Annotated in this window: 21 protein-coding genes; 11 read left to right on the top strand and 10 right to left on the bottom strand. The window is 64.4% G+C overall.

The window, feature by feature from the left end:
* Positions 1-29 precede the first annotated feature (29 nt).
* The 3 genes from JS541_RS04225 to JS541_RS04215 are packed head-to-tail and all read right to left on the bottom strand — an operon-like array spanning position 30 to position 3,841.
* Positions 30-2,198 (bottom strand): HAMP domain-containing sensor histidine kinase, encoded by a 2,169-nt coding sequence (locus JS541_RS04225; RefSeq protein ID WP_240539243.1) that lies wholly within the window; start codon positions 2,196-2,198, stop codon positions 30-32.
* A complete protein-coding gene (locus JS541_RS04220) occupies positions 2,195-2,938 on the bottom strand; it encodes a response regulator transcription factor (protein WP_214373240.1) in 744 nt (247 codons plus the stop codon). The genes JS541_RS04225 and JS541_RS04220 overlap by 4 nt, the downstream gene beginning before the upstream one ends.
* Positions 2,939-2,992: 54 nt before the next feature.
* Positions 2,993-3,841 (bottom strand): TPM domain-containing protein, encoded by an 849-nt coding sequence (locus JS541_RS04215; protein ID WP_214373239.1) that lies wholly within the window; start codon positions 3,839-3,841, stop codon positions 2,993-2,995.
* A gap of 86 nt (positions 3,842-3,927) precedes the next feature.
* Here JS541_RS04215 and JS541_RS04210 point away from each other — a divergent pair, with 86 nt between their 5' ends.
* A complete protein-coding gene (locus tag JS541_RS04210) occupies positions 3,928-4,218 on the top strand; it encodes a WXG100 family type VII secretion target (RefSeq protein ID WP_214373238.1) in 291 nt (96 codons plus the stop codon).
* 64 nt (positions 4,219-4,282) lie between these two features.
* Here the strand turns inward: JS541_RS04210 and groL are convergent, their stop codons facing one another.
* The 3 genes from groL to JS541_RS04195 form a co-directional block, all read right to left on the bottom strand.
* Positions 4,283-5,902 carry a chaperonin GroEL gene (gene groL / locus JS541_RS04205; RefSeq protein WP_214373237.1) on the bottom strand — a complete coding sequence of 540 codons (1,620 nt, stop codon included), beginning with the start codon at positions 5,900-5,902 and terminating at the stop codon, positions 4,283-4,285.
* A 255-nt stretch (positions 5,903-6,157) separates the two neighbouring features.
* Positions 6,158-6,361 (bottom strand): cold-shock protein, encoded by a 204-nt coding sequence (locus JS541_RS04200; RefSeq protein WP_094729628.1) that lies wholly within the window; start codon positions 6,359-6,361, stop codon positions 6,158-6,160.
* 193 nt (positions 6,362-6,554) lie between these two features.
* Positions 6,555-7,259 (bottom strand): LytR C-terminal domain-containing protein, encoded by a 705-nt coding sequence (locus JS541_RS04195; RefSeq protein ID WP_214373236.1) that lies wholly within the window; start codon positions 7,257-7,259, stop codon positions 6,555-6,557.
* A gap of 121 nt (positions 7,260-7,380) precedes the next feature.
* Between JS541_RS04195 and JS541_RS04190 the strand changes: the two genes are divergently transcribed.
* The 9 genes from JS541_RS04190 (at position 7,381) to JS541_RS04150 (ending at position 15,514) form a co-directional block, all read left to right on the top strand.
* On the top strand, positions 7,381-8,094 hold the full coding sequence (locus tag JS541_RS04190; RefSeq protein ID WP_214373235.1) for a uracil-DNA glycosylase: 714 nt from the start codon (positions 7,381-7,383) through the stop codon (positions 8,092-8,094).
* A 36-nt stretch (positions 8,095-8,130) separates the two neighbouring features.
* Complete coding sequence (locus JS541_RS04185) at positions 8,131-9,228, top strand: MoxR family ATPase (protein ID WP_214373234.1); 1,098 nt, start codon at positions 8,131-8,133, stop codon at positions 9,226-9,228.
* Positions 9,225-10,160: a DUF58 domain-containing protein gene (locus tag JS541_RS04180; protein ID WP_214373233.1), complete on the top strand. Its 936-nt coding sequence runs from the start codon at positions 9,225-9,227 to the stop codon at positions 10,158-10,160. Before JS541_RS04185 ends, JS541_RS04180 begins: the two co-directional genes overlap by 4 nt.
* Complete coding sequence (locus tag JS541_RS04175; protein ID WP_214373232.1) at positions 10,157-10,690, top strand: hypothetical protein; 534 nt, start codon at positions 10,157-10,159, stop codon at positions 10,688-10,690. The genes JS541_RS04180 and JS541_RS04175 overlap by 4 nt, the downstream gene beginning before the upstream one ends.
* Positions 10,690-11,763, top strand: coding sequence for a VWA domain-containing protein (locus tag JS541_RS04170; protein WP_214373231.1), 1,074 nt, complete (start codon positions 10,690-10,692; stop codon positions 11,761-11,763). The genes JS541_RS04175 and JS541_RS04170 overlap by 1 nt, the downstream gene beginning before the upstream one ends.
* Positions 11,764-11,777: 14 nt before the next feature.
* Positions 11,778-12,806, top strand: coding sequence for a vWA domain-containing protein (locus JS541_RS04165; RefSeq protein ID WP_214373336.1), 1,029 nt, complete (start codon positions 11,778-11,780; stop codon positions 12,804-12,806).
* On the top strand, positions 12,803-13,381 hold the full coding sequence (locus JS541_RS04160) for a DUF6466 family protein (RefSeq protein ID WP_214373230.1): 579 nt from the start codon (positions 12,803-12,805) through the stop codon (positions 13,379-13,381). The genes JS541_RS04165 and JS541_RS04160 overlap by 4 nt, the downstream gene beginning before the upstream one ends.
* A gap of 193 nt (positions 13,382-13,574) precedes the next feature.
* Positions 13,575-13,913 carry a hypothetical protein gene (locus JS541_RS04155; protein ID WP_214373229.1) on the top strand — a complete coding sequence of 113 codons (339 nt, stop codon included), beginning with the start codon at positions 13,575-13,577 and terminating at the stop codon, positions 13,911-13,913.
* Positions 13,913-15,514, top strand: coding sequence for an alpha/beta hydrolase (locus tag JS541_RS04150; protein WP_214373335.1), 1,602 nt, complete (start codon positions 13,913-13,915; stop codon positions 15,512-15,514). The genes JS541_RS04155 and JS541_RS04150 overlap by 1 nt, the downstream gene beginning before the upstream one ends.
* Positions 15,515-15,548: 34 nt before the next feature.
* On the opposite strand, the gene JS541_RS04145 is transcribed toward JS541_RS04150, so the two are convergent.
* The 4 genes from JS541_RS04145 to JS541_RS04130 form a co-directional block, all read right to left on the bottom strand.
* Positions 15,549-16,454: a HAMP domain-containing sensor histidine kinase gene (locus tag JS541_RS04145; protein ID WP_214373228.1), complete on the bottom strand. Its 906-nt coding sequence runs from the start codon at positions 16,452-16,454 to the stop codon at positions 15,549-15,551.
* A 20-nt stretch (positions 16,455-16,474) separates the two neighbouring features.
* Positions 16,475-17,350 (bottom strand): ABC transporter permease, encoded by an 876-nt coding sequence (locus JS541_RS04140; protein WP_214373227.1) that lies wholly within the window; start codon positions 17,348-17,350, stop codon positions 16,475-16,477.
* Positions 17,347-18,294 (bottom strand): ATP-binding cassette domain-containing protein, encoded by a 948-nt coding sequence (locus JS541_RS04135; protein WP_214373226.1) that lies wholly within the window; start codon positions 18,292-18,294, stop codon positions 17,347-17,349. Before JS541_RS04135 ends, JS541_RS04140 begins: the two co-directional genes overlap by 4 nt.
* A gap of 129 nt (positions 18,295-18,423) precedes the next feature.
* Positions 18,424-19,185, bottom strand: coding sequence for a response regulator transcription factor (locus JS541_RS04130; RefSeq protein WP_214373225.1), 762 nt, complete (start codon positions 19,183-19,185; stop codon positions 18,424-18,426).
* 255 nt (positions 19,186-19,440) lie between these two features.
* Between JS541_RS04130 and purB the strand changes: the two genes are divergently transcribed.
* Positions 19,441-20,877: an adenylosuccinate lyase gene (gene purB / locus JS541_RS04125; protein ID WP_214373224.1), complete on the top strand. Its 1,437-nt coding sequence runs from the start codon at positions 19,441-19,443 to the stop codon at positions 20,875-20,877.
* Positions 20,878-20,926 lie beyond the last annotated feature (49 nt).

The raw sequence follows: 20,926 nt of genomic DNA, 5'->3' as shown, positions 1-20,926 counted from the left end.
CCAAAGTAACAGTTTACCTCAAGGTCTGTTCAGCGAACACGGGTTTTCTTGTCCGGCTTAGCGGAACGCTGCCGCGTCTCAGTGGCGTTCACCGCGGCGGCCGGCACGGCCATCGTCCCGTGCGCGGCGCCGACCTGCGGCTCGACCGGGGCGATCGGCAGCACCACCGTCAGCGTCAGTCCGCCTCCCTGAGAGCCGGACGCGCAGATGAACCCCCGATGCGCCTTGACGACCGACAGCGCGATCGCCATGCCGAGCCCGGTACCGCCCTTGAGCCTGGCACGCGACGGGTCGGCGGTGTAGAACCGCTCGAAGATCTGCGAACGCGACGCCTCGGGCACGCCGGGACCGTGGTCGGAGAACCGGACGAACGCGTAGTTCATGCCGACGTGCATGGTCTGGCCGACCTCGACCGCTTCGACCAGATGCTTCATCGAGGCTTCGGTTGCGGGCATACGGGCCAGCGATTCGGGGCTGATCGACGCGGGCAGCACGCCCATCGATACCTCGACCGGAGAGTCGGCCGGCGTATAGCGATGGATGTTGCCGACGATATTGGTGACAACCTGGCGCAGGCGCGATCCGTCGCCGGAGAGCGTGATCTGCGGCATGTCCCCTTCCTCGAACACGAATCGTGAACCGCTGCCATCCTCGGACGGCACCAGATCGAGCCGTCCCGAACGGATGCCGCGTTCGGGGTCGAGCGCGTGCAGGTCCTCGGTAGCGTCCGACACGATCGACGTGAGTGGCACCTGCTGGGTCAGGTCGATGCCGCGGCCTTCGTCGAGGCGCGCAAGCGAGAGCAGATCCTCGACGAGCACGGTCATGCGAGCGCTGGACGCCTCGATGTGCTCGATCGACTCGTCGGCACGCTCGAGGGCCCCTGGGAACTCGCGCTGCATCTTGTACAGTTCCGCATAGCCGTGGATGGCCGCGAGCGGCGTGCGCAGCTCGTGGCTGGCGTCGGAGACGAACCGCTTCATTTTCTCGGTCGTTTCCTGCTGCTCATGGAAGCTTTGTTCGATGCGGGCGAGCATGGCGTTCAGCGACGCGGCGAGCGAGCCGACCTCAGTGTTTTCCGGCGCGGACGGCACACGCTGGCTCAGGTCGCCGGCGGCGATTTTCGCGGCGGTCTTCTCGATGCGCTTGAGCGGGGTGAGCGTGGTCTGCACGAGCAGCGTACCGATCGCCGCGCCGAGCAGCACGACCGCGATGCCGACCATCGCACTGTATCGGGTGAGCGTGTTGGTGGTGTCGACCACGTCCTTGAGCGGCAGCGCGATGAACGCGTAACCGCTGGGAGTTCCATTTTTGTCGATGGTCGGCAGGACAAGCACACGCCATGGCGTATTCGTCTTGGTGACGGTGATCTGCCCCTGCTGGGACTGCGTGTTCTGGGCGTCGGAATTATCCTGATTGCCCTGCGAATCGCCGTCCGTATTGCCTTGGCTGTTCTGGCCATTGTTCTGGCCGTTGCCGTTCTGGTTGCTGCCGTTCTGACCGTTCTGGCCTGACACCGTAGTGGTCGTCACGACCGCGGTGGTGGTGAACGGTACGCCGAGCTGCACCGATCCCATCGACCCGTCGTCCGGCAGCAGCGGCGCGATGCTGGTCGTGCCGTTGGTGGACGTGGGCTTGAGCGGCACGCGCACGATTTTGTAGTTGAGATCGCGCAGCTGCACGTAGTAGTCATTAAGTCCGAAATTGGACTGGCTGGGGTCGGTTTTGGCGAGAATGTCGGCCGCGTTGACGACCAACTCGCTTTGGTTGGACAGCTGCTTGTCGGTTTTCTCCATCAGGTAGCTGCTGACGAGCTGGCGAATGGAGAACGATAGGGCGAACGAGCCGATGGTGAGCAGCACGATGATGCAGGCGACGAGTTTGGTGCTCAGCGGGACCGCGTCGATGCGACGGCGTACGTGACGTTGGAACCAGTTCGGCTTGGTCGGTGCGGCGACGGCCGGTGCCGTGGCGCTCGACGTGGCATGAGCCGCGGACCGTGCGGCAGGCGACGACTGCGGCTGCGAGGCCGGAGACGACGGTTGGGACTGCGTAGCTGCCGACGGCTGCGGCGAGGCCGGTTGCGGCTGCCAAGCAGGTGCGGGAGACGGCTGCGGCGCACCGTTCGCCGGGTTCCCGTTCATGGGAGTGCCGTTCGATGGTGCGCCGCCCGTGGGTTGCTGCGATTCGTTGCTCATGCGCCGGGTGCGGTCTTCGGTTCGCGGATCATGTAGCCGATGCCGCGCTTAGTTTCGATCAGCGGGGTGACCTTGCGCGTTTCGCCATTGGCGTCGGTGTAGGTGATGCCGTCCACCTTCTTGCGCAGGTACGAGATGTACGATTCGACGATGGCCGCGTCGCCGCCCCAGTCGTACTGCCAGACGTGGTCGAGAATCTGCGCCTTGGAGAGCACACGACCCTCATTGTCCATGAGATAGCGCAGCAGCTTGTATTCGGTCGGGCTCAGGTCGATCGGCTGGCCGGCGCGTGACACGTCGTGCGAGTCCTCGTTGATCTCGAGGTCGCCGACGCGGATGATCGGGTCGTCCTCGACCTGCTCGCGGGTGCGGCGCAGGATCGCGCGGATGCGGGCGACCACCTCCTCGAGGCTGAACGGCTTGGTGACGTAGTCGTCGCCGCCGACGGTCAGACCCATGACCTTGTCCTGCGTGTCGTCGCGTGCGGTGAGGAACAGCACGGGCGCGCTGATGCCTTCCTGACGGATGCGACGCGTCACGGTGAAGCCGTCGATGTCAGGCAACATCACGTCAAGCACGATGAGATCGGGATCCGTCTTCTCGATAACCTCGATGGCCTCGGAGCCCGAAGCCGCGGTGGCGACCTCGAAACCGGCGAAATGCAAGGAGGCGACGAGCAGCTCGCGGATGGAGGGCTCGTCGTCCACAACTACGATCGATGCTTCAATAGGCTTACTCATGCCTCCCAGCATGTCGCGCCGATCTGAAGGTTTCCTGAATGCCGTCTGTAGATTTTATTGTTTCCACATGCCGGCCTTGCGGCGCATGCGGATCTCCTTGCGGCTGAGGTGCTCCTCATCGTCGCCGGTCTCTTCACCGGAGTCGGCTGCGTTTTTCCTACGCTCCGCAGCCATCCTCATCACCTTACGCTTGATGCGGCGGCGGATCACAATGGCCGCGGCGATGATCGTCACCAGCACGGCCAGCACTACGACCATCACGACGATGCCGACCGTCACCGAGGAACTCGAGGTCGCGGTCTTGCTTTGCTTGACAAGCTCGTCCATCATCGCGATGGCCGACCCGGCCCAGTCCGGCGTACTTTCCAGCAACGGATCGGCCGCGGCCTTCGACAGGTCGTCCACGGTCTGCTGCTTTTTCAGCCATTCCTCGGAATTCGACGAAACGGCCACCACCAGGTTGCCGTCGTTGGACGCCACGGCCAGCATCACCGTGTTTTTGGCCGGGGACATGGCCTCCAGCACGTCGCTCGCCCATTTGGCGGGCTTACTCGTCGTGCCGAAGCTCGGTATGTACATCAGTCGTACCGTGACACCCGTCTCGTCCTTGGTCGTTTTGATCGCATCGGTCACTTTGGTCAGGTCGGAACCAAACAGGTTGTTGACGTCGGTGACGTCGTCGGTGAAGGTGGATGTGGTACCTGACGTATCGGATGACGAATCGCCGCCGGTGGCGTCATTCGTCGTACCCGTATCGTCGGCGAGAGCGATCGCGGAACAATTTCCAAAACACAAAATCAGGGTGAGCAACGCCGCAAGCACTGCGAATACTGGCGACACGCCGTGAGAATACCGTTCGACCACATAGGTCGTTTTCGTCGCTGCGATTTCGTGATCTGTCATATCGTCCACCTTAGCGGCCGGCTTCGCCAAGCATCCGGTCGCTGTCATAACCACACACAACCCGTTCTTTCGGAAAGGAGAACGCCATGCCCCAGTATCAAGTGGATTCCGAGCAGATCCAGTCCTCGTCGGCGGCCGTGAACGCGTCGGTCAACGCGATCCGTCAGGCGGTCAACGGCATGTACGCCAATCTCAATCATCTGCAGGGCGTCTGGCGCGGTGGCGCCGCCACGCAGTTCGCGTCCGTCGCCGAGCAGTGGCGCGCCGCACAACAGCAGATGGAGCAGTCGCTGGAATCGATCCAGCGTGCGCTGGCGTCCGCTTCCAGCGTCTACGCCGAAGCCGAAGCGCAGGCGGCACGTCTGTTCACTGCATGATGACGAAAAAAGGGAGACTCCCCCAATGGGGAGTCTCCCTGAGATCAGTCGGTCACCGACGGGATCAGTAGCCCATGTCGGCGCCGGCGCCGGCGGCCGGAGCTGCCGGCGGTTCCGGCTTGTTGGCCACCACGGCTTCGGTGGTCAGGAACAGGCCGGCGATGGAGGCGGCGTTCTGCAGCGCGGAACGGGTCACCTTGGCCGGGTCGGCGACGCCGGCGGCCAGCAGATCCTCGTAGGTGTCGGTCGCGGCGTTCAGGCCCTGGCCGGCAGGCAGCGCACGAACCTTGTCGATGACGACGTCACCGGACAGGCCGGCGTTCTCGGCGATCTGCTTGATCGGGGCCTCGATCGCACGGAACACGATCGCGGCACCGGTGGCCTCGTCGCCGTCGAGCTTGACGTCCTTCTCGGCCTTGGCTGCAGCCTGAATCAGGGCCACGCCACCACCGGGCAGCAGGCCTTCCTCAATGGCGGCCTTGGCGTTGCGCACGGCGTCCTCGATGCGGTGCTTGCGCTCCTTGGCCTCGACTTCAGTGGCGGCACCGACCTTGATGACGGCCACGCCGCCGGCGAGCTTGGACAGGCGCTCCTGCAGCTTCTCGCGGTCGTAGTCGGAATCGGTGTTGGCCATTTCGCCACGGATCTGCTCGACGCGAGCGGCGATCTCATCGGCGGAGCCGGCGCCGGACACGATGGTGGTCTCGTCCTTGGTCACGGTGACCTTCTTGGCGGAGCCGAGCATGGACAGATCCACGGAGTCGAGCTTGAGGCCCAGATCGTCGGAGACGACCTGGCCACCGGTCAGGATGGCCATATCCTGCAGCATGGCCTTGCGGCGGTCGCCGAAGCCCGGGGCCTTGACGGCGCAGCATTTGATCGCGCCACGGGTGTGGTTGATGACCATGCCGGCCAGGGCCTCGCCGTCGACATCCTCGGCGATGACCAGCAGCGGCTTGCCGGTCTTGACGACCTGCTCGGCGATGTGGGTGAAGTCGGTCATGCTCGACATCTTGCTGGTGGTCAGCAGGATGTACGGGTCATCGAACGACACGGTCTGGTTCTCGGAGCCCGCGGCGAAGTAGCCGGAGATGTAGCCCTTGTCGAAGCGCATGCCCTCGGTGAACTCGAGGTCCAGGCCGAAGCCCTGGTTGTCTTCGACGGTCACGACGCCGTCCTCGCCGACCTTGTCGAGCGCCTCGGCGATCTTGTCGCCGATCTCCTCGTCACCGGCGGAGATGGTCGCGGTCGCGGCGATCTCTTCCTTGGTCTCGACTTCCTTGGCGGAAGCCTTCAGCTCCTTGACGATGGCCTCGGTGGCCTTCTCGATGCCGCGGCGCAGCGCGATCGGGTTGGAGCCGGCGGTCACGTTCTTGAGACCTTCGTGCACGAGGGCCTGAGCCAGCACGGTAGCGGTGGTGGTGCCGTCGCCGGCGACGTCGTCGGTCTTCTTGGCGACTTCCTTGACCAGCTCGGCGCCGATGCGCTCGTACGGATCCTCAAGATCGATCTCCTTGGCGATGGAGACGCCATCGTTGGTGATGGTCGGCGCGCCATAGGTCTTGTCGAGCACCACGTTGCGGCCCTTCGGACCAAGGGTGACCTTGACGGTGTTGGCGAGCTTGTCGAGGCCCGCGAGCATTCCCTGGCGAGCTTCCTCGTCGTACGAAATGATCTTTGCCATGGTTGATATCCTCCAAATGGCTTCACGGTACTTGTTTTCACCGGAAGACGCCGGGCGGGGACCGGCCGTCAGCTGCCGGTTATCACTCTCGCCTTCCGAGTGCTAATTGGGAGATTAGCACTCTCGGTGCCCGAGTGCCAACCGCTCGGCCGGCGATTGTGCTTACGGCAAACTGTCCGCATACGAAATCAGCCCCGAAACGCAAGCGAATGCGTTCGGGGCTGATTGCCGGAAGACTGTCGAACAAGACGATCCCTACAGCTTGATCACCTTGGTTGCCTGCATGCCCTTGGGGCCGCGCTCGGCCTCATATTCGACCTTGTCCCCTTCGTCCAGCGTCTTGAATCCATCGGCCTGTATCACCGAGTAGTGGACAAACACATCATCGCCACCATCATCCGGGTTGATGAAGCCGTAACCCTTTCCTGCGCTGAAGAACTTCACGGTTCCGTGTGCCATAACCATTCTTTCTTTGGTAATCCGAACATCGCAGACTCAAAGGAAGAGAACACACACAGCACAAATCGCACTCCCCCCGCCTTGCGACTATCCCTATTGTAGCGAGTGGCGGGACGAAGCGCATTCGTCGTCCGGCTTCACGGGCCGGAACCGGTCACTATGCGGCCGCGACGATGCGCGGCGCGCATCGCGCTCAGTTGAGCAGCACGACCACCACGGACACGTCCAGACCGGTCGCCTGCTGCACGTCGGAGATGCCGAGCGTGGCGGCAACGTCCTCGGCGGTCGCCTTGTCCGTGTCGTTCTGATACCACACGACATTGGCCGTCGGCAGATCGCTCGAGGTCGGGTTCGCGGCCTCGACGGACGTGTATCCGGCCGTTTCGAGTGCGGTCTTCTTCTGGCCGGCGTATCCGTTGATACCGGAGGCGTTCACGACACGCACCGAGGCCGCCTTGTTCACCTGCGCGCTCTGGTCACCGTTCTGGGAATCGGCGTTCTGCTCGCTCGACTGGCTGTCCGTCGTGCCGTCGCCGTCGGTGGAATCCGAACTATCCGTATTGGCTTCGGTATTCGAGGAGGAAGAGGAGTCATCGGAACCGGTATCCGAGCCGGTGCCGGAACCCGACGTGGAGGCCTGATCCGACGAACCGCCGCTGGTCTGCGAAGTGGTGGCGTCGGACCCGCTCGACAGGCCAAGCACCTTGGAGAACTCGCCCGTCACGACACTCCAGGTCAGTGCACCGGCGAGGATCGCGATGACAAGCACGGTGAGATACGGGGCGACACGCGCGCCCAGCGAACGAGGCCCACGATGAACGCCCACCGGCCCGACCGGCGGGTTGTCGAACATATCGGGAGCATACGAATCGTAGGTCGCTTTGTCTTGTTTCGCCATATCAGCCCTTCCATACACAGCTAGTCAAGAGTCTAACCGCCACCTTGCCCAAGCGGCCGGCGGAACCGGTCGAGGCGCTCGGCGACGCGGACGACCGGCGGTACGCCTACAGTATTTTCACATGGATGCAACTCATGTCAAACCGCTGTCGCAACTCGTCGAGGCCGGCTGGGCCGAAGCGCTCGCCCCGGTGGAGCCCGACGTGCACCGCATGGGCGATTTCCTGCGCGCCGAACTCGCCGCGGGACGCCATTACCTGCCGGCGAGCCGCAATATCCTCAGGGCGTTCACGATCCCGTTCGATTCGATCAAGGTGCTGATCGTCGGCCAGGACCCGTATCCCACGCCGGGGCATCCGGTGGGTTTGAGCTTCTGCGTCGCGCCCGACGTACGGCCGCTGCCGAAGAGTCTGATCAACATCTACAAGGAGCTGGTCGACGACCTGGGCGTGCCGGTACCGGCCAACGGCGATCTGACGCCGTGGACGCATCAGGGCGTGATGTTGCTCAACAGATGTCTGACGGTCGGCGTCGGCAGGCCGAACTCACACCAGGGCAAGGGCTGGGAGCAGATCACCGATGCCGCCATCCGGGCGCTGAACGCGCGCACCGACGCCGACGGCAAGCCCAAACCGCTGGTGGCCATCCTGTGGGGACGCAACGCGCAGACGCTCGAACCGCTGCTGACGAACGCGGTCATCATCAAATCCCCTCATCCGAGCCCGCTGTCCGCCTCGCGGGGCTTCTTCGGATCCAAGCCGTTCTCCCGCGTCAATGCCGCCCTCAAGGCCATGGGCGCCGAGCCTGTGGACTGGACCCTTCCCGCCCACAGCTGAAATCAAATCTCAGCAAGTGCGGTTACAGTGGGGCGCATGCCTTTATTTCCGATGCAACCGAACGTTCCGCCGCAGCCCGGCTCCGCCATGCCTCCCGCCGCGCCCGCGATGCCGGCCATACCGCAGCCATCCTCGACGGTCGGTCTGGCCGCGGACGATGTAGCCCGCGCCCGTCAGCTTGCCGACCGTCTGCGCTCACGCTTCGCGGCCACGCTGATCGGACAGGACAACCTGCGCGAGTCGCTCATCGTCACGCTTGTGGCCGGCGGCCACATCCTCATCGAATCGGTGCCGGGACTGGCGAAGACCACGGCCGCGCAGACGCTCGCCACTTCGGTGTCCGGCACGTTCAAGCGCGTCCAATGCACGCCTGATCTTATGCCGTCCGATCTGGTGGGCACGCAGGTTTTCGACTTCGCCTCGCAGCGGTTCACCACGCAGATCGGCCCGATCCATGCGAACTTCGTGCTGCTCGACGAGATCAATCGTTCCAACGCGAAGACCCAGTCCGCGATGCTCGAGGCGATGGCCGAAGGCGCGACCACCATCGGCGGCGAGCGCATCGAACTGCCCAAGCCGTTCATGGTGATCGCCACGCAGAACCCCATCGAGGAGGAGGGCACGTTCAACCTGCCCGAGGCCCAGATGGACCGCTTCATGATGAAGGCGGTGATGACCTATCCGAGTGCCGACGAGGAGGCCCGCATGCTGGCGATGCTTACCCGTCGCGGTTCGGATACGCTCGATCCGTCCACGCTGGCTCCCGACGTGCTGTCGATCCGCGATGTCGAGTTCCTGCGCGCGGCTGCGCGACGCGTGCATGTATCGGATGCGATCATGCGGTATGCGGTCGATATGGCCGCGACGTCGCGTGGCGCGGGCACGCACCCGGTCAAGGGGCTGGCGCAGCTGGTCAGGCTCGGGGCGAGCCCGCGAGCCTCGATCGCCCTGACACGCATCGGACAGGCGAACGCCCTGCTGGCCGGACGTGACTACGTGGTGCCCGAAGACATCAAGGCGTTCTCGCATCAGGTGCTGCGCCACCGCATCATGCTCACGTTCGAGGCGCTGGCTGACGGCGTGAGCGCCGATCAGGTGGTCGATTCGATCGTCAAGGCGGTTCCGGTTCCATGATCGGACGCACGCCGAACGAGGATCCGATTCGCAGGAAAATCGAATCCCTCGGCACATCGCTGAGCCTGCCGACCGTGCGCAAGGCGTTGGGCGTCCTTGAGGGAGAGCACGCCTCGGGCCGTCGTGGCGGCAACGACGACGTGATGGACATCCATGTCTACGGCCCCGGCGACGAGGCACGCGCCATCGACTGGAAGGCGAGCGCCCGTCTGGGACGCCCGATGGCCGCCCAGCGCGAACGTCGGGCAACGAGCCGCGTCTGGCTGCTGCTCGACGTCGGCCGCGAGATGACCGGCGCGTGCGAAGGCGGAGAACAGGCATGGCAGATCGCCGCGAACGCGCTGCGTATGTTCGCGGCGTTGTCGTTGCGTCGATCCGACGATATCTCGCTGGTGTTCGGCGATGCGGCGAGCATCACGCGCGTGCCGTTCCATGGAGGGTTCAGCCAGTTCGAGCGCACGCTTGATCAGGCGTTGGAACGCGAGTGGGCGCACGAACGCAACATCGACGCCTTGTTGGAATACGCGCGGCGTATCCGGGACCGAGACGCGTTGATCGTGCTCGCCACCGACGAGCATGCCCTCGGGCAACGGCATGTCGCGCTTATCGGTCGCATTGCACGCACGCATCCGGTCGTGCTCATCGACGTGGCCACGATCAACCCGTTCGTCGGCCATGCCGGCATGACGGTCGTCGACGGCGTGCGCCGCCGGCGTGTTCCCTCGTTCCTGCGCGACGCGGCAAGCGCCGAACAGGTGAACGTGCACCGTGGGTTCGTGGCCGCCTCACTGCAGCGGGAGCTGGCCCGGTGCGGCTCGCGCATGATTCGAGGCGCGTCCAGCGAGGCGATGTTCGACGAGTTCGTGCAGCTGGTGTCGCTGGCCACCGTTTCGCCCGCGTTCAATGAGATACGTTCCGGAGGTGTGCGATGACCGTCATGCTGCTTGCCGATGGCACGGACGGGTTGAATCCGGTCGGTCGACTCGATCTGGGCGCGCCGCTGATCGCCGTTGTCGTCTCATGCGCGGCGATGGCAGCCATGCTGATCGTCGCGATCGTGCTGCTGTCGCGTCCGAAAAAGATCGTTGCCCGTCGCGGCGCGCGCGGTGTCCACGTCGACGACGGCATGCTGGCTCGTTGGCGGCGGATCGTCGACGACGTCGTGCGCCGTTATCATGACGGTTCCCTGTCGCGGGAGGAGTCGTTCGTCGAGCTCGCCGATGTCGCCAGACGGTTCGCGAGCGAGGCGAGCGGCATGGACATGCGAGCCAGCACGCTGAGCGATCTTGTCGTGCTGCCGCGCACGGACGGCAACCGCCGTAGCTTCGATCTGCTCAAGCAGACGATTTCGGCGCTGTACCCCGCGGAGTTCGCCGATGCCGGGCTGAATCGTCTCGCGGGTGAGACGAGTGTGGACGAGGCGGCCGGCTGGGTGTCGAATCTGATGGAAAGGTGGCGCTGATGCAGTCCTCGACGCTGACCTGGCAATGGCCGTGGGCCGCGTTGGCCGCGGTTCTGGTTGCGGTGGCCGTGATCATACTGATCGTCGTCTGTTCCCGGCCGGTGCGGGATCGTGCCGACGACGCGCCCGTGTTCTCGTTGGACGACGATCTGGCGACCGAACATGCCGCACGTCAGTTGCGACGCTGGCGCACGCTCAACCGCGTCGCCGTCGCACTGCTCGTCGTAGCCGGCGCATTGGCCGTCGTGCTGGTCGCGCGTCCATCCTCCATCGACGTGAGCGAGGAACGGGCCAGCAAACGCGACATCGTGCTGTGTCTCGACGTATCCGGCTCCACGCTGCCGTATGACCGCGAGGTCATCGAAACATACCGTGATCTCGTGTCCCATTTCCAAGGTGAGCGTATCGGACTGAGCATCTTCAACTCCACGTCGCGCACCGTGTTCCCGCTGACCGACGACTACGATCTGGTCGCCTCCCAACTCGAATCGGCCGCCGAGATACTCAAGGGGGTCGAAACGCAGGACGACATAGACAAGATGAGCGACGAACAGTACCAGAAGATCTCCGACTGGCTCGACGGCACGCAGAACCGCACGAACGCGACCTCGCTGATTGGCGACGGCGTGGTCAGCTGTGCGGCGATGCTGCCCGGATTCGCCTACGGGTCGTCGTCCGGCACGGGTGCGCAGCGCCAGCGTGCCGCGTCGATCGTGCTGGCGACCGATAACGTCGTCTCCGGCGACCCGACTTACACGCTCAGCGCGGCCCTCGACCTCGTCTCCGGTGCCGGCATCACCGTGGATGGCCTGTTCTCGGGGCCGAAATCAAGCGAATCGGAGGCCACGACCACCGATATGAGGAATCTCGTCGAAGCGCACGGCGGCATGTTCCTCACGCAGTCGAACGGCTCAAGCGTCAGCCAGCTGGTGCGCGAGATCAACCACAGGCGCGAGGCCGCCAGCCAGACGGATGCCAAGGCCGCGGTGACCGACGCCCCCGGTTGGTGGACGCTCGCGCTTGCGGTGGTGACAGCCGTTTGGATGATCCTGGCTTGGAGGTTGCGTCGATGACGTTCACCGGCATGTTGACGAATCTTACGTTCTCCCCCGCGCTCGGCTGGCCGGCCGGCATCGTTCTGACGACGGTCATGATGGCGTTTGCGGCGGCCGCGGTGATCGTGCATGTGCGGCACCGCGGATCGAGCGACGAGACGGTGGCGGCCTGCGTACGGCGCGTGGCATTGTGCGTGACGCTCGCGGTGATGGCGCTCACGCCCAGCATCGTCTCGACGACGACCAGCCAGGCCGTCAACGCGACCGACGTGGTCATCGCGGTCGATGTGACCGGTTCGATGGCCGTTGCGGACGCCCACTACGGTTCGGACGAGACGATCAGCAGGCTCGACGCCGCGAAGCGTGCCGTCGCCGATATCACGGCGATGTACCCCGATGCCAGTTTCATGGGATTGCGCTTCGGCTCGTCCGGCACGGTGGACGTGCCGCTGACCCCCGATGCGCGCGCGATCGGCAACTGGGCGAACACGCTGGGCGTGGAGGCGACCAGTGTGTCGGCGGGTTCGTCGTTGGACGCGCCCCTCGACCAGCTGCTCGTCAATCTCAAGGCGATGCACGAATCCAGGCCGGACGACGCGATCATCGTGTATCTCATCAGCGACGGCGAAGAGACCGGAACGACGACGCGGCGTTCGTATTCGACGCTGCGCAAGTACGTGAACGACGGGTTCACGGTCGGCGTGGGTTCGACGGAGGGCGGCAGGATCCCGGTCATACGGGACGGAGCCGACGGCGGACAGACGCAGGACGGGTCATGGGTCACTGATCCCGACACCGGTCAGCCCGGCATCTCGCGCATGGATGAGACGAACCTGCGCGACATCGCGGACGAGCTGAGCGGATCGTATCTTGCGGTGAACGCGACCACGACCATGGCGGAAGGACAGTCCAAGGAACTGTCGTCGCGCTGGCAGGTCACTCGAACGGTAAAAGAGCGCACGCGCGCCACCGCGGTAGTCTGGCCGTTGGCCTTGCTCGCGCTGGTGCTGCTGGCATGGGAGACGGGTTCGTGGCTGGCATTGTCGAGGAGGCTGATATGAGCGATACGACTTCGGCCCGCAAGGCTCGGGCGGGATTGGCGGTGCGGGTCGCGCTCGGCGTGGCGGCCGCAGTGTTCGTCGTATTCGGAGTGCTCGCGGCGGTGAACCTGCGCGCCGTGGACACGTTCAACCGAGCCACGGACGATCTGACGGAGCATATCGCGGCGGTCAACGCCGAGACGCCGGACTACAACGCGCTCAGCACGCTGCAGGATCAGACGGACGCGCAGTTCCGCGACGCTGCGGCCGCCGGTGCGGTGCTGCTGCCGTCGATACGTGACGCGATCGCCAGGAACGCCGACGTTTCCGCCAAACTGACGCAGCTGGTACGGCAACGGCTGAGCGAGCAGACCGATCAGCAGAACGGCCAGACGGCCGAGGGGCAGAGCGGCACGAACGACCAGACGCAGGACGATTCCGGCTCGGCGCAGTCCGGCCTGACCGACGAGCAGCGCCGTCAGGTGGAGGAACTGCTGCAGTCCAACGGACAGAACGCTCCCGCAGATGGGTCGTCGGCCGACGGATCGCAGTCCGAAACGACGAACAACACCGGTAACAGTTCTAAGCCTTGGTGAGTTGTTCGGCTGCGGCTTGACGCTGACGTCCGAGCCGTATCTCGGTGCCGTGAATCGGTTCGGTACCGAAATGCGGCTCATTGTGGATGGAATTATCCACCGCGACTTATCCACAACACGCCGATGACCGCCGATTGCGTCCACAGTCCCGTATCCGTTGGACGGGCCCAGCCGCATCCCGTTCAATGAGAACATGAACAACGCATATTTCCCGCAATCGGCATCGTCATTCCCCACGTCCAGCCCGTTCGAGGTCAGCGGCGGGTTCCCGTTCTTCGGCGCATCGTCTCCCGCATGTGCCTGCCGCGCCGTCGTGACGGACGGCCGCGATCTGATCGCCATGCATGAACGTGGCACGGTCGACGCGGCGGCGCATGCCGCGGCCGCGCATGTGCGATCCTCGGATATCGCCTGGGAGGGCAATGCCGCCACCTTGTTCCGGCGACGACTGTCCGACTGTGATGCGCAAGCCCGGCGCATGTGCGATGACGCCGCCGTCACGCACCGTCTGGCATGGACCGGCGGTGCATGATGGGATGGCAGGTCACTTCGGTCATTCACGGCGGACGACGGTATTCGTCTGCGGCGTTCGAGGAATACCGGGCCGCCGCTCGGGCTTTGCATGACGCGTCGTCCGATTGGCGCGCGGTCTCGAATGCATGGTCCACCGCGGCGCTGCGGCTGACGCAGCAACGGTTCAGCGTGCCGTTGTGCGCCACGCTCGCGTCCGGCAGTCCCTCAACCGCCATGCCCGGACATGCCACGCTGCCGTACGCCCGCCTGGTGGAACGATGCACCGACCATGCGAACCGGTGTCGTCTGATCGCCGACGAACTGTCGGGCATGGCCCTGCTACTGATCCGGGCGCACTCGCTGTATGCGGAGTCGGAATCATGGGCGACCCGTCTGCTCAACGAGCTGCTGCAAGGCATATCGTCAAGCCAGCCGAAGTTCTCGGCCGCCGGCGGGGCCGCGCTGGCCGGCGGAGGCATGCTCGCCGGATCCCTACATGAAGGCCGGTTCAACCCGATCTGGGGACTGACCTCGTCGGCCAAGACGCACGAGGGACTGATGAGCGGTCTGGGCGCGTTCGTGGGCGGCATCAATCCGATCGGCGGGATCGGCCGCACCGACGAGGTGAACGTGGCGGCCGGCCGGATAGCGCGGGTCACCAAGCCGTGGAAGGATCTCAGGCAGGGCGACATGCTCGACGTGCAGGAGGTCTCGAGCAGGGCGCCGGTGGTGGGCGCGTCCTCATCCGTCTCACAGGCATTGGAGAACCTGCGCCGGCTGGCCGAGGAACGGCTCGGCACGATCGAGCTGAACAGTGGTTTGGACTATGCGACGATAGCGATCCAGAAGTACCGGCGAGCGGACGATTCGGTGGGCTGGCTCGTAACGATCCCAGGCACGGACGGCGAGGACGATTCGCCGTTCGGATGGGCGCAGAACGTCGAGTTGATGAGCGACGATCCCGAACAACGTATGAACGCGGACAGTGCGCGCATGGTGGTCGAGGCAATGCGTCAGGCCGGCATCGGCTCCGACGAGCCGGTCGCACTGATCGGCCACTCCCAAGGCGGGATCGTCGCCGCGGCGATCGCCGCGGATATGGCCGATCAGTACACCATCGAGCATGTGGTGACGGCCGGTTCCCCGGTCGCGAATCATCCGATCCCGTCGAAGACGTGGGTGACCAGCATCGAAATGGAGGACGAACTGGTCGCCGCGCTCGACGGGGCCGCGAATCCCACGACCGAAAACTGGCTGACCGTCCACGGCTATGCGACGAAAACCGCCAACGGCATCACGACCGGCACGGTCGACGATGACGTGGCCTGCATGCCCGGCACCGCATCGTCGTCGTGGAGCCGCGACTACGCCGGCGCCGAAGTCAAGGACGCTCCGGACGACAAGGAGATCACGCACTGGCTCAAATACCATCAGGCCGCCTATCGGAATGCCTCCGACCTGGGCTCTCCCGCCGTCGACGCGCACGAACGGCATTTCCAGCAGGTCATTGACGGCGAGCTTGAGGAGACCCGCTACTATCGCGGCCGCATGATGCACGGAGGCATCACCACCGCCCCGTCTCCGCACCGCATCGATACGGATACGCTCGCAGACGACTGACCGGGAAACGCCGGTTTTTCACCCGGTCGGGTCGTCAAGAACGCATGATGCCAGGTGCCGGTTCGAGGACGATGACAATCCCGCTGGTTCTCGTATCAGGATCTCGGTCGATGCGTGCCGCCAGATGCAGATGCATGGCCCGGGCCAGGGACTGTGCGACCGCGAGTCCCAAGCCGGAGCCGTGTGTGCCGCGCGAATCGTCGGCCTGATAGAACCGGTCGAACAGTTTGGCGGCATCGATGCCGGCAGCAGCTTCGGCGCTGATCGGATTGGAGAACGAGACGGCATCGCCGCGTTGCGTGATCACGGGAGCGCCGCTGCCATGCCGCAACGCGTTGGTGACGAGGTTGTCGACGATGCGACGCAATGCGGTCCGGTCAGCCTCCAGCGTGAACCGTTCGTCGTCGAAGTCGACGGTCGGCTCCCAGCCGCGTTCCTCAAACTCGGGATAATGGCCGACCAGCACCTCCGCCACGAGCGGTTGCACGGCAACCGGCTCAAGATCCAGCGTGCGATCGGGATCATTCGCCCGCGCATAGGCGAACAGCTGGTCGAGCAACCCGCGCATGTCATCCAGCCTCTGCAGCGCCACCGTCAGGTGACGTCCGTCATCCGCAGACAGATCCTTCGTCATCGCCAGTTGGATATGACCTTGTGCGCCCATCAGCGGCGTGCGCACGTCATGCGCCAACGACGACAGATCACGCTGGAACTCCTGCGTCTTGGCCATCGCGGCGATCCGCTCGCCCTGTATCGCATCCAGTTGCACGTTGATCTCCCGTGCCAGTTCACGGCTCGCCCCGCTGGGCAGTTCCACGTTCAGCCGCGCGTTGCTTCCCGCCGGTCGATCACGCAGAAACCTGGCCATCCGCCGCATCTCGCGTTCATACACCGCCGCCCCGATCGCGATCCCCGCAACCAGTCCGACCAGCAACCCCACAATCACCATGGCAACGATTGTCAGCACACGTCGCGACGGCGGTTGACGAGAAGCGTCGCGCCGACGGACAGGATGATCCAGCCGGCGAAGCAGATCAGCGCATGTGCCCAGACCGGCATGCCGAGCGACATGCCGCCGGCCGTCGTGGCGAACAGTCCGGCACTGTCGGAATACAGTTTCGCGTTGTTTGACGGCAGCCATTGCGTCAACTGCCCGGTCCACGGCGCATACGCGGCGATCACCGACAATACGATGTTCGTCATCGATCCCATGATGCCCGCGCCGACCAGCACCGCGGCGGCGATGCCGAACGCCTTGCTCCGCACGATCATCGTCACGGCGACGACGATCAGCACAAGCGTGGCCGCGCCCAGTATCTTCAAGCCGCAGAACCCAAGATACGAGCCGAAACTCTCCGTACGACGGAACCGCACGCCGAGCACAAAGCAGGCCAGTTCCAGCGAGGCGATAGCCACGACCGCGTTCCATACGGACAGCAGCACCGACAGCAGCAATCGGCCGGCGATGTAGGCAGTCCGGCTCGGACGACCGGAGACGAGGTTCTTGACGAATCCGGCATCCCAGTCGTCCATGACGACGAGCACTGCCAGCACGGAGACGAACACAGCCAACACGGAACCGCCGCCCAATCCCGAACTGGCCAGCATCGCGGTATGCGAGTCCATCATGCGGGCGGTCGCCGCCAATCCGGCGGTGGCATTAGTCGTGACCGAAACGCCGTCGGTGTCGGTTTGCGCAGCTCCCGTGGCGGCGCCGAGCAGCATCAGCGTAGTGAGCAGACCGGCGGTCAGCAGAATGACCAGTATGGTGACGACCCAGAATTTACGGCCGTGGATGAGTCGGTACAGGTCGGAACGCAGTAAGTTGAGCATCATCGGCTCCCTTCCGTATGGGCGTCGTCCATGAGAGCGACGAAAAAGTCTTCCATGTCGTGCGATTTCGCGGACAGTTCGAGGATGGTTTGGTTGGTTTCATGCAGGATTCGGGATACTTCGGCCGCGTCGAATCCGCCGGCGATGGTGATCGAGCCGTCGGGTTCGGCGGCGAAGCGCACCGGATCTGTCGGATTGTCCGGCAACCGGTCCTCGAGCATGGCGAGCGCGGTCGCGGTGTCGGCGGTGCGTACGGTAAGGCTGTCGCCGCATTCGGCTTGGACTTGCTCGGCGGTCATTTCGCGCACCATGTGGCCGTTCGCGATGACGCCGTAGTGGGTGCACATGCGTTCCAACTGGTCGAGGACGTGCGAGCTGATGACGATGGTGATGCCGCGCTGCTGGTTGAGCTGCACCAGATAATTGCGCATGGTGCGCGCACCGTCCGGATCGAGGCCGTTGAGTGGCTCGTCAAGCAGCAGCAGATCCGGCCCGCCGACGAGGGCGAGCGCCAACCCGAGCCGCTGTTTCATACCGAGCGAGAAGCCGCCGGTTGTCTTGCGGCCGACGGTGCCGAGTCCGACCTGGTCGAGCAGGTCGCGGCATACGGGTTTCGGATCGGCCACTCCAAGGGCAAGCGCCTGTGCCATCATCGTGTCGAAAGCGCTCATGTGCGGCAGCAGTCCGGGGTTCTCGATGAGCGCGCCGACGCGTTGCACGCCGCCGCCTGCATTGCCGGCGCCGTCGGACGTGTTGCCGAACAGCGTGATCTCGCCGCCGCTCGGTGTGATGAGTCCGGCGATCATTTTCATCACGGTCGACTTGCCGGCACCGTTCTTGCCGACGAATCCGTAGATCGCGCCTTGCGGCACACTCATGTCGAAATGGTCGACCGCGCGTTTGCCGGCGTACCGTTTGGCAAGCGACCGTATGCGAATCGCGTCCATCTTCCGTTCCTTTCCTTACGTTTCCTTGGATGATGCACCCCACTGTACGGAACGGATCTTGCGCAATCGCCACTCACCTCATGCGATAGTCTCACGGAAACCTTGCGAAAGTATGACGATCGACGACGCTCACACGTCGAGCTTGAAGCCGAGTCCCCAGACGGTTTTGATATACGAGTCGGTGCCGGAGGGTTTCAATTTGGCGCGGATCTTGCTCACGTGCGCGGTGACGGTGTTGTCGTCGACCATGTACGGTTCCCTCCAGCACAGTTCGTAGACCTGCTGTTTGGTGAAGACCGTGCTGGGATGGGCCATGAGCAGTTCGATGATGTTGAATTCGGTGTTGGTGAGGGATACCGGCCGCCCGTCGATGGCGAACGTGTGGGCGGCCGGGCTGAGCGTCCAGCGGCCGGCGGTGAGCAGGGATGCGCGATCATCCGAGGCGACCGGTTCCGGTGCTTTCTCGACCGAGGAAACCGAGTCGGTTGTGCGGCCATGCCCGTAGCCGCGTCCGCGCAACTGCGCTTCGACGCGCACAACGAGTTCATCCAGATCGAACGGTTTGACGAGATAGTCGTCGGCGCCGAGCTTGAGCAAGGTCACGCGGTCGGCGACGGTGTCGCGTGCGGAGATCACGATGATCGGCACGCCGGCCCCGCGTTCGCGCAGCATCGTCACCAGCTGTTCCCCGCTCAATCCGGGCAGCATGAGGTCGGTGATGATGCAGTCGAAGCCGCCGTCCGACGATCCGGTCGCCCCGCGTTCCAGCAGCAGCCGTGCCTCCGAACCGGAGTATGCGGCCGTGCAGTCGAACCCGGCACGGCTCAACCGCGTGCAGGTCACTTCGTTGATGTCCGCATCGTCCTCGATCACCAATATGCGCGCACCCATGCCGGCCTCCCTCCGCATCGTTCCACGGTACCGCGTCCCACAGTACGTTATTGCCGGAACCGTCGGCACAACCGTACGCTGACGGCTGCTTCGCGTACGTTTCCGCTGACGACCTCGGCAATACCGTACGCTGACATCGCCCATTCGTACGTTTTCGCCGAAGCATTCGGCAATACCGTACGCATCGGGCATGTGCCGGACTGTCGTTGACACCGCCCTGTCGTCCGGTTCACGGCTGGAAGTACCCTAGAATCCATGAAGCTTACTGATATTTCCCCCGCAATCGCATTGACCCCGCTCGATGGCCGTTACCACAACGCCACCGCTCCGCTCGTCGAATACCTGAGCGAGCCGGCCCTGAACCGTGAGCGCATGCGCGTCGAGGTCGAATGGATGATCCTGCTGGCGAACGGCTTCGACGGCAACGGCAACCAGCCGATCATCGACGGCGTCAAGCCGTTCACCGAGGCAGAAAAGGCGTTTCTGCGCGCGATCCCCGAGGACTTCGGCGCCGAGGGTATCAAGCAGCACGCCGCGCACGAGGCCGTCACCCACCACGACGTGAAGGCCGTGGAGTACTACATCGACGACCAGATCGACAAGGCCCCGGAAGAACTCACCAACATCAACGACGCGTTGAAAACCCTCGTGCACTTCGCCTGCACGTCCGAGGACATCAACAACCTGTCGATCGCCCGTTGCGTGAAGAACGCGATGGAGCAGGTTTGGACCCCGGCGTTCAAGGAGATCATCGACCACCTGGCCGCCAAGGCCGACGAATACCGCGACAAGGCGCTGCTGTCCCTCACGCACGGCCAGCCGGCCACGCCGACCACGCTCGGCAAGGAGCTCGCGGTCTACGTCTACCGTCTCAACCGCCAGTTGAAGCACATCGAGAACCAGGAGTACCTGGGCAAGATCAACGGCGCAACCGGCACGTTCGGTGCGCATCTGGCCGCCTGCCCGGACGTCGACTGGATCGCCGTCTCCCGCGAGTTCGTCACGAACCGCATGGGACTGACGTGGAACCCGCTGACCACGCAAATCGAATCCCACGACTGGCAGGCCGAGCTGTATTCGACCGTCTCCCACGCGAACCGCATCATGCACAACCTGTGCGTGGACGTGTGGATGTACATCTCGCGCGGCGTGTTCGCGCAGGTGCCGGTCAAGGGCGCGACCGGCTCGTCCACGATGCCGCACAAGGTCAACCCGATCCGCTTCGAGAACGCGGAGGCGAACTTCGAGATCTCCTGCTCGCTGCTCGACACCCTGTCGGCCACGCTCGTGGAGTCCCGTTGGCAGCGCGATCTGACCGATTCGACCACGCAGCGCAACATCGGCTCGGCGCTCGGCTACTCGCAGCTGGCCCTGTACAACCTCATGGGCGGCCTGAAGTCCATCCATCCGAACGACCATGTGATCTCGCGCGAGCTGGACGAGAACTGGGAGGTGCTCGGCGAGCCGATCCAGACCGCGATGCGCGCCTGCGAGCTCAAGGGCCTGCCCGGCATGGACAAGCCGTATGAGAAGGTCAAGGAGCTCATGCGCGGCCATGAGATCAACAAGGAACAGGTCGAGGCGTTCATCGACCAGCAGTCCTTCGATCCCGAAACCGCCGCACGCCTCAAGGTGCTCACCCCGGCCACATACACGGGCGTGGCGAGCAAGCTGGTCGATTTCGACCGCTGAACGGCGGCCCAGCCGCACTGACATGCACGCAGTCAATCGCGAAGGGTTC

The sequence above is a fragment of the Bifidobacterium sp. SO1 genome, from assembly GCF_018555335.1.
Classification (GTDB): domain Bacteria; phylum Actinomycetota; class Actinomycetes; order Actinomycetales; family Bifidobacteriaceae; genus Bifidobacterium; species Bifidobacterium simiiventris.
The sequence above is the reverse complement of the archived record's forward strand: the minus strand, read 5'-3'. Positions and strand labels throughout refer to the sequence as shown.

Excerpts from the sequence above, each read along its gene's own strand:
- JS541_RS04225 (WP_240539243.1), bottom strand. The coding sequence starts at position 2,198 with ATGAGCAACGAATCGCAGCAACCCACGGGCGGCGCACCATCGAACGGC.
- JS541_RS04220 (WP_214373240.1), bottom strand. The coding sequence starts at position 2,938 with ATGAGTAAGCCTATTGAAGCATCGATCGTAGTTGTGGACGACGAGCCC.
- JS541_RS04215 (WP_214373239.1), bottom strand. The coding sequence starts at position 3,841 with ATGACAGATCACGAAATCGCAGCGACGAAAACGACCTATGTGGTCGAA.
- JS541_RS04210 (WP_214373238.1), top strand. The coding sequence starts at position 3,928 with ATGCCCCAGTATCAAGTGGATTCCGAGCAGATCCAGTCCTCGTCGGCG.
- groL (WP_214373237.1), bottom strand. The coding sequence starts at position 5,902 with ATGGCAAAGATCATTTCGTACGACGAGGAAGCTCGCCAGGGAATGCTC.
- JS541_RS04200 (WP_094729628.1), bottom strand. The coding sequence starts at position 6,361 with ATGGCACACGGAACCGTGAAGTTCTTCAGCGCAGGAAAGGGTTACGGC.
- JS541_RS04195 (WP_214373236.1), bottom strand. The coding sequence starts at position 7,259 with ATGGCGAAACAAGACAAAGCGACCTACGATTCGTATGCTCCCGATATG.
- JS541_RS04190 (WP_214373235.1), top strand. The coding sequence starts at position 7,381 with ATGGATGCAACTCATGTCAAACCGCTGTCGCAACTCGTCGAGGCCGGC.
- JS541_RS04185 (WP_214373234.1), top strand. The coding sequence starts at position 8,131 with ATGCCTTTATTTCCGATGCAACCGAACGTTCCGCCGCAGCCCGGCTCC.
- JS541_RS04180 (WP_214373233.1), top strand. The coding sequence starts at position 9,225 with ATGATCGGACGCACGCCGAACGAGGATCCGATTCGCAGGAAAATCGAA.
- JS541_RS04175 (WP_214373232.1), top strand. The coding sequence starts at position 10,157 with ATGACCGTCATGCTGCTTGCCGATGGCACGGACGGGTTGAATCCGGTC.
- JS541_RS04170 (WP_214373231.1), top strand. The coding sequence starts at position 10,690 with ATGCAGTCCTCGACGCTGACCTGGCAATGGCCGTGGGCCGCGTTGGCC.
- JS541_RS04160 (WP_214373230.1), top strand. The coding sequence starts at position 12,803 with ATGAGCGATACGACTTCGGCCCGCAAGGCTCGGGCGGGATTGGCGGTG.
- JS541_RS04155 (WP_214373229.1), top strand. The coding sequence starts at position 13,575 with ATGAACAACGCATATTTCCCGCAATCGGCATCGTCATTCCCCACGTCC.
- JS541_RS04150 (WP_214373335.1), top strand. The coding sequence starts at position 13,913 with ATGGGATGGCAGGTCACTTCGGTCATTCACGGCGGACGACGGTATTCG.
- JS541_RS04140 (WP_214373227.1), bottom strand. The coding sequence starts at position 17,350 with ATGATGCTCAACTTACTGCGTTCCGACCTGTACCGACTCATCCACGGC.
- JS541_RS04135 (WP_214373226.1), bottom strand. The coding sequence starts at position 18,294 with ATGGACGCGATTCGCATACGGTCGCTTGCCAAACGGTACGCCGGCAAA.
- JS541_RS04130 (WP_214373225.1), bottom strand. The coding sequence starts at position 19,185 with ATGGGTGCGCGCATATTGGTGATCGAGGACGATGCGGACATCAACGAA.
- purB (WP_214373224.1), top strand. The coding sequence starts at position 19,441 with ATGAAGCTTACTGATATTTCCCCCGCAATCGCATTGACCCCGCTCGAT.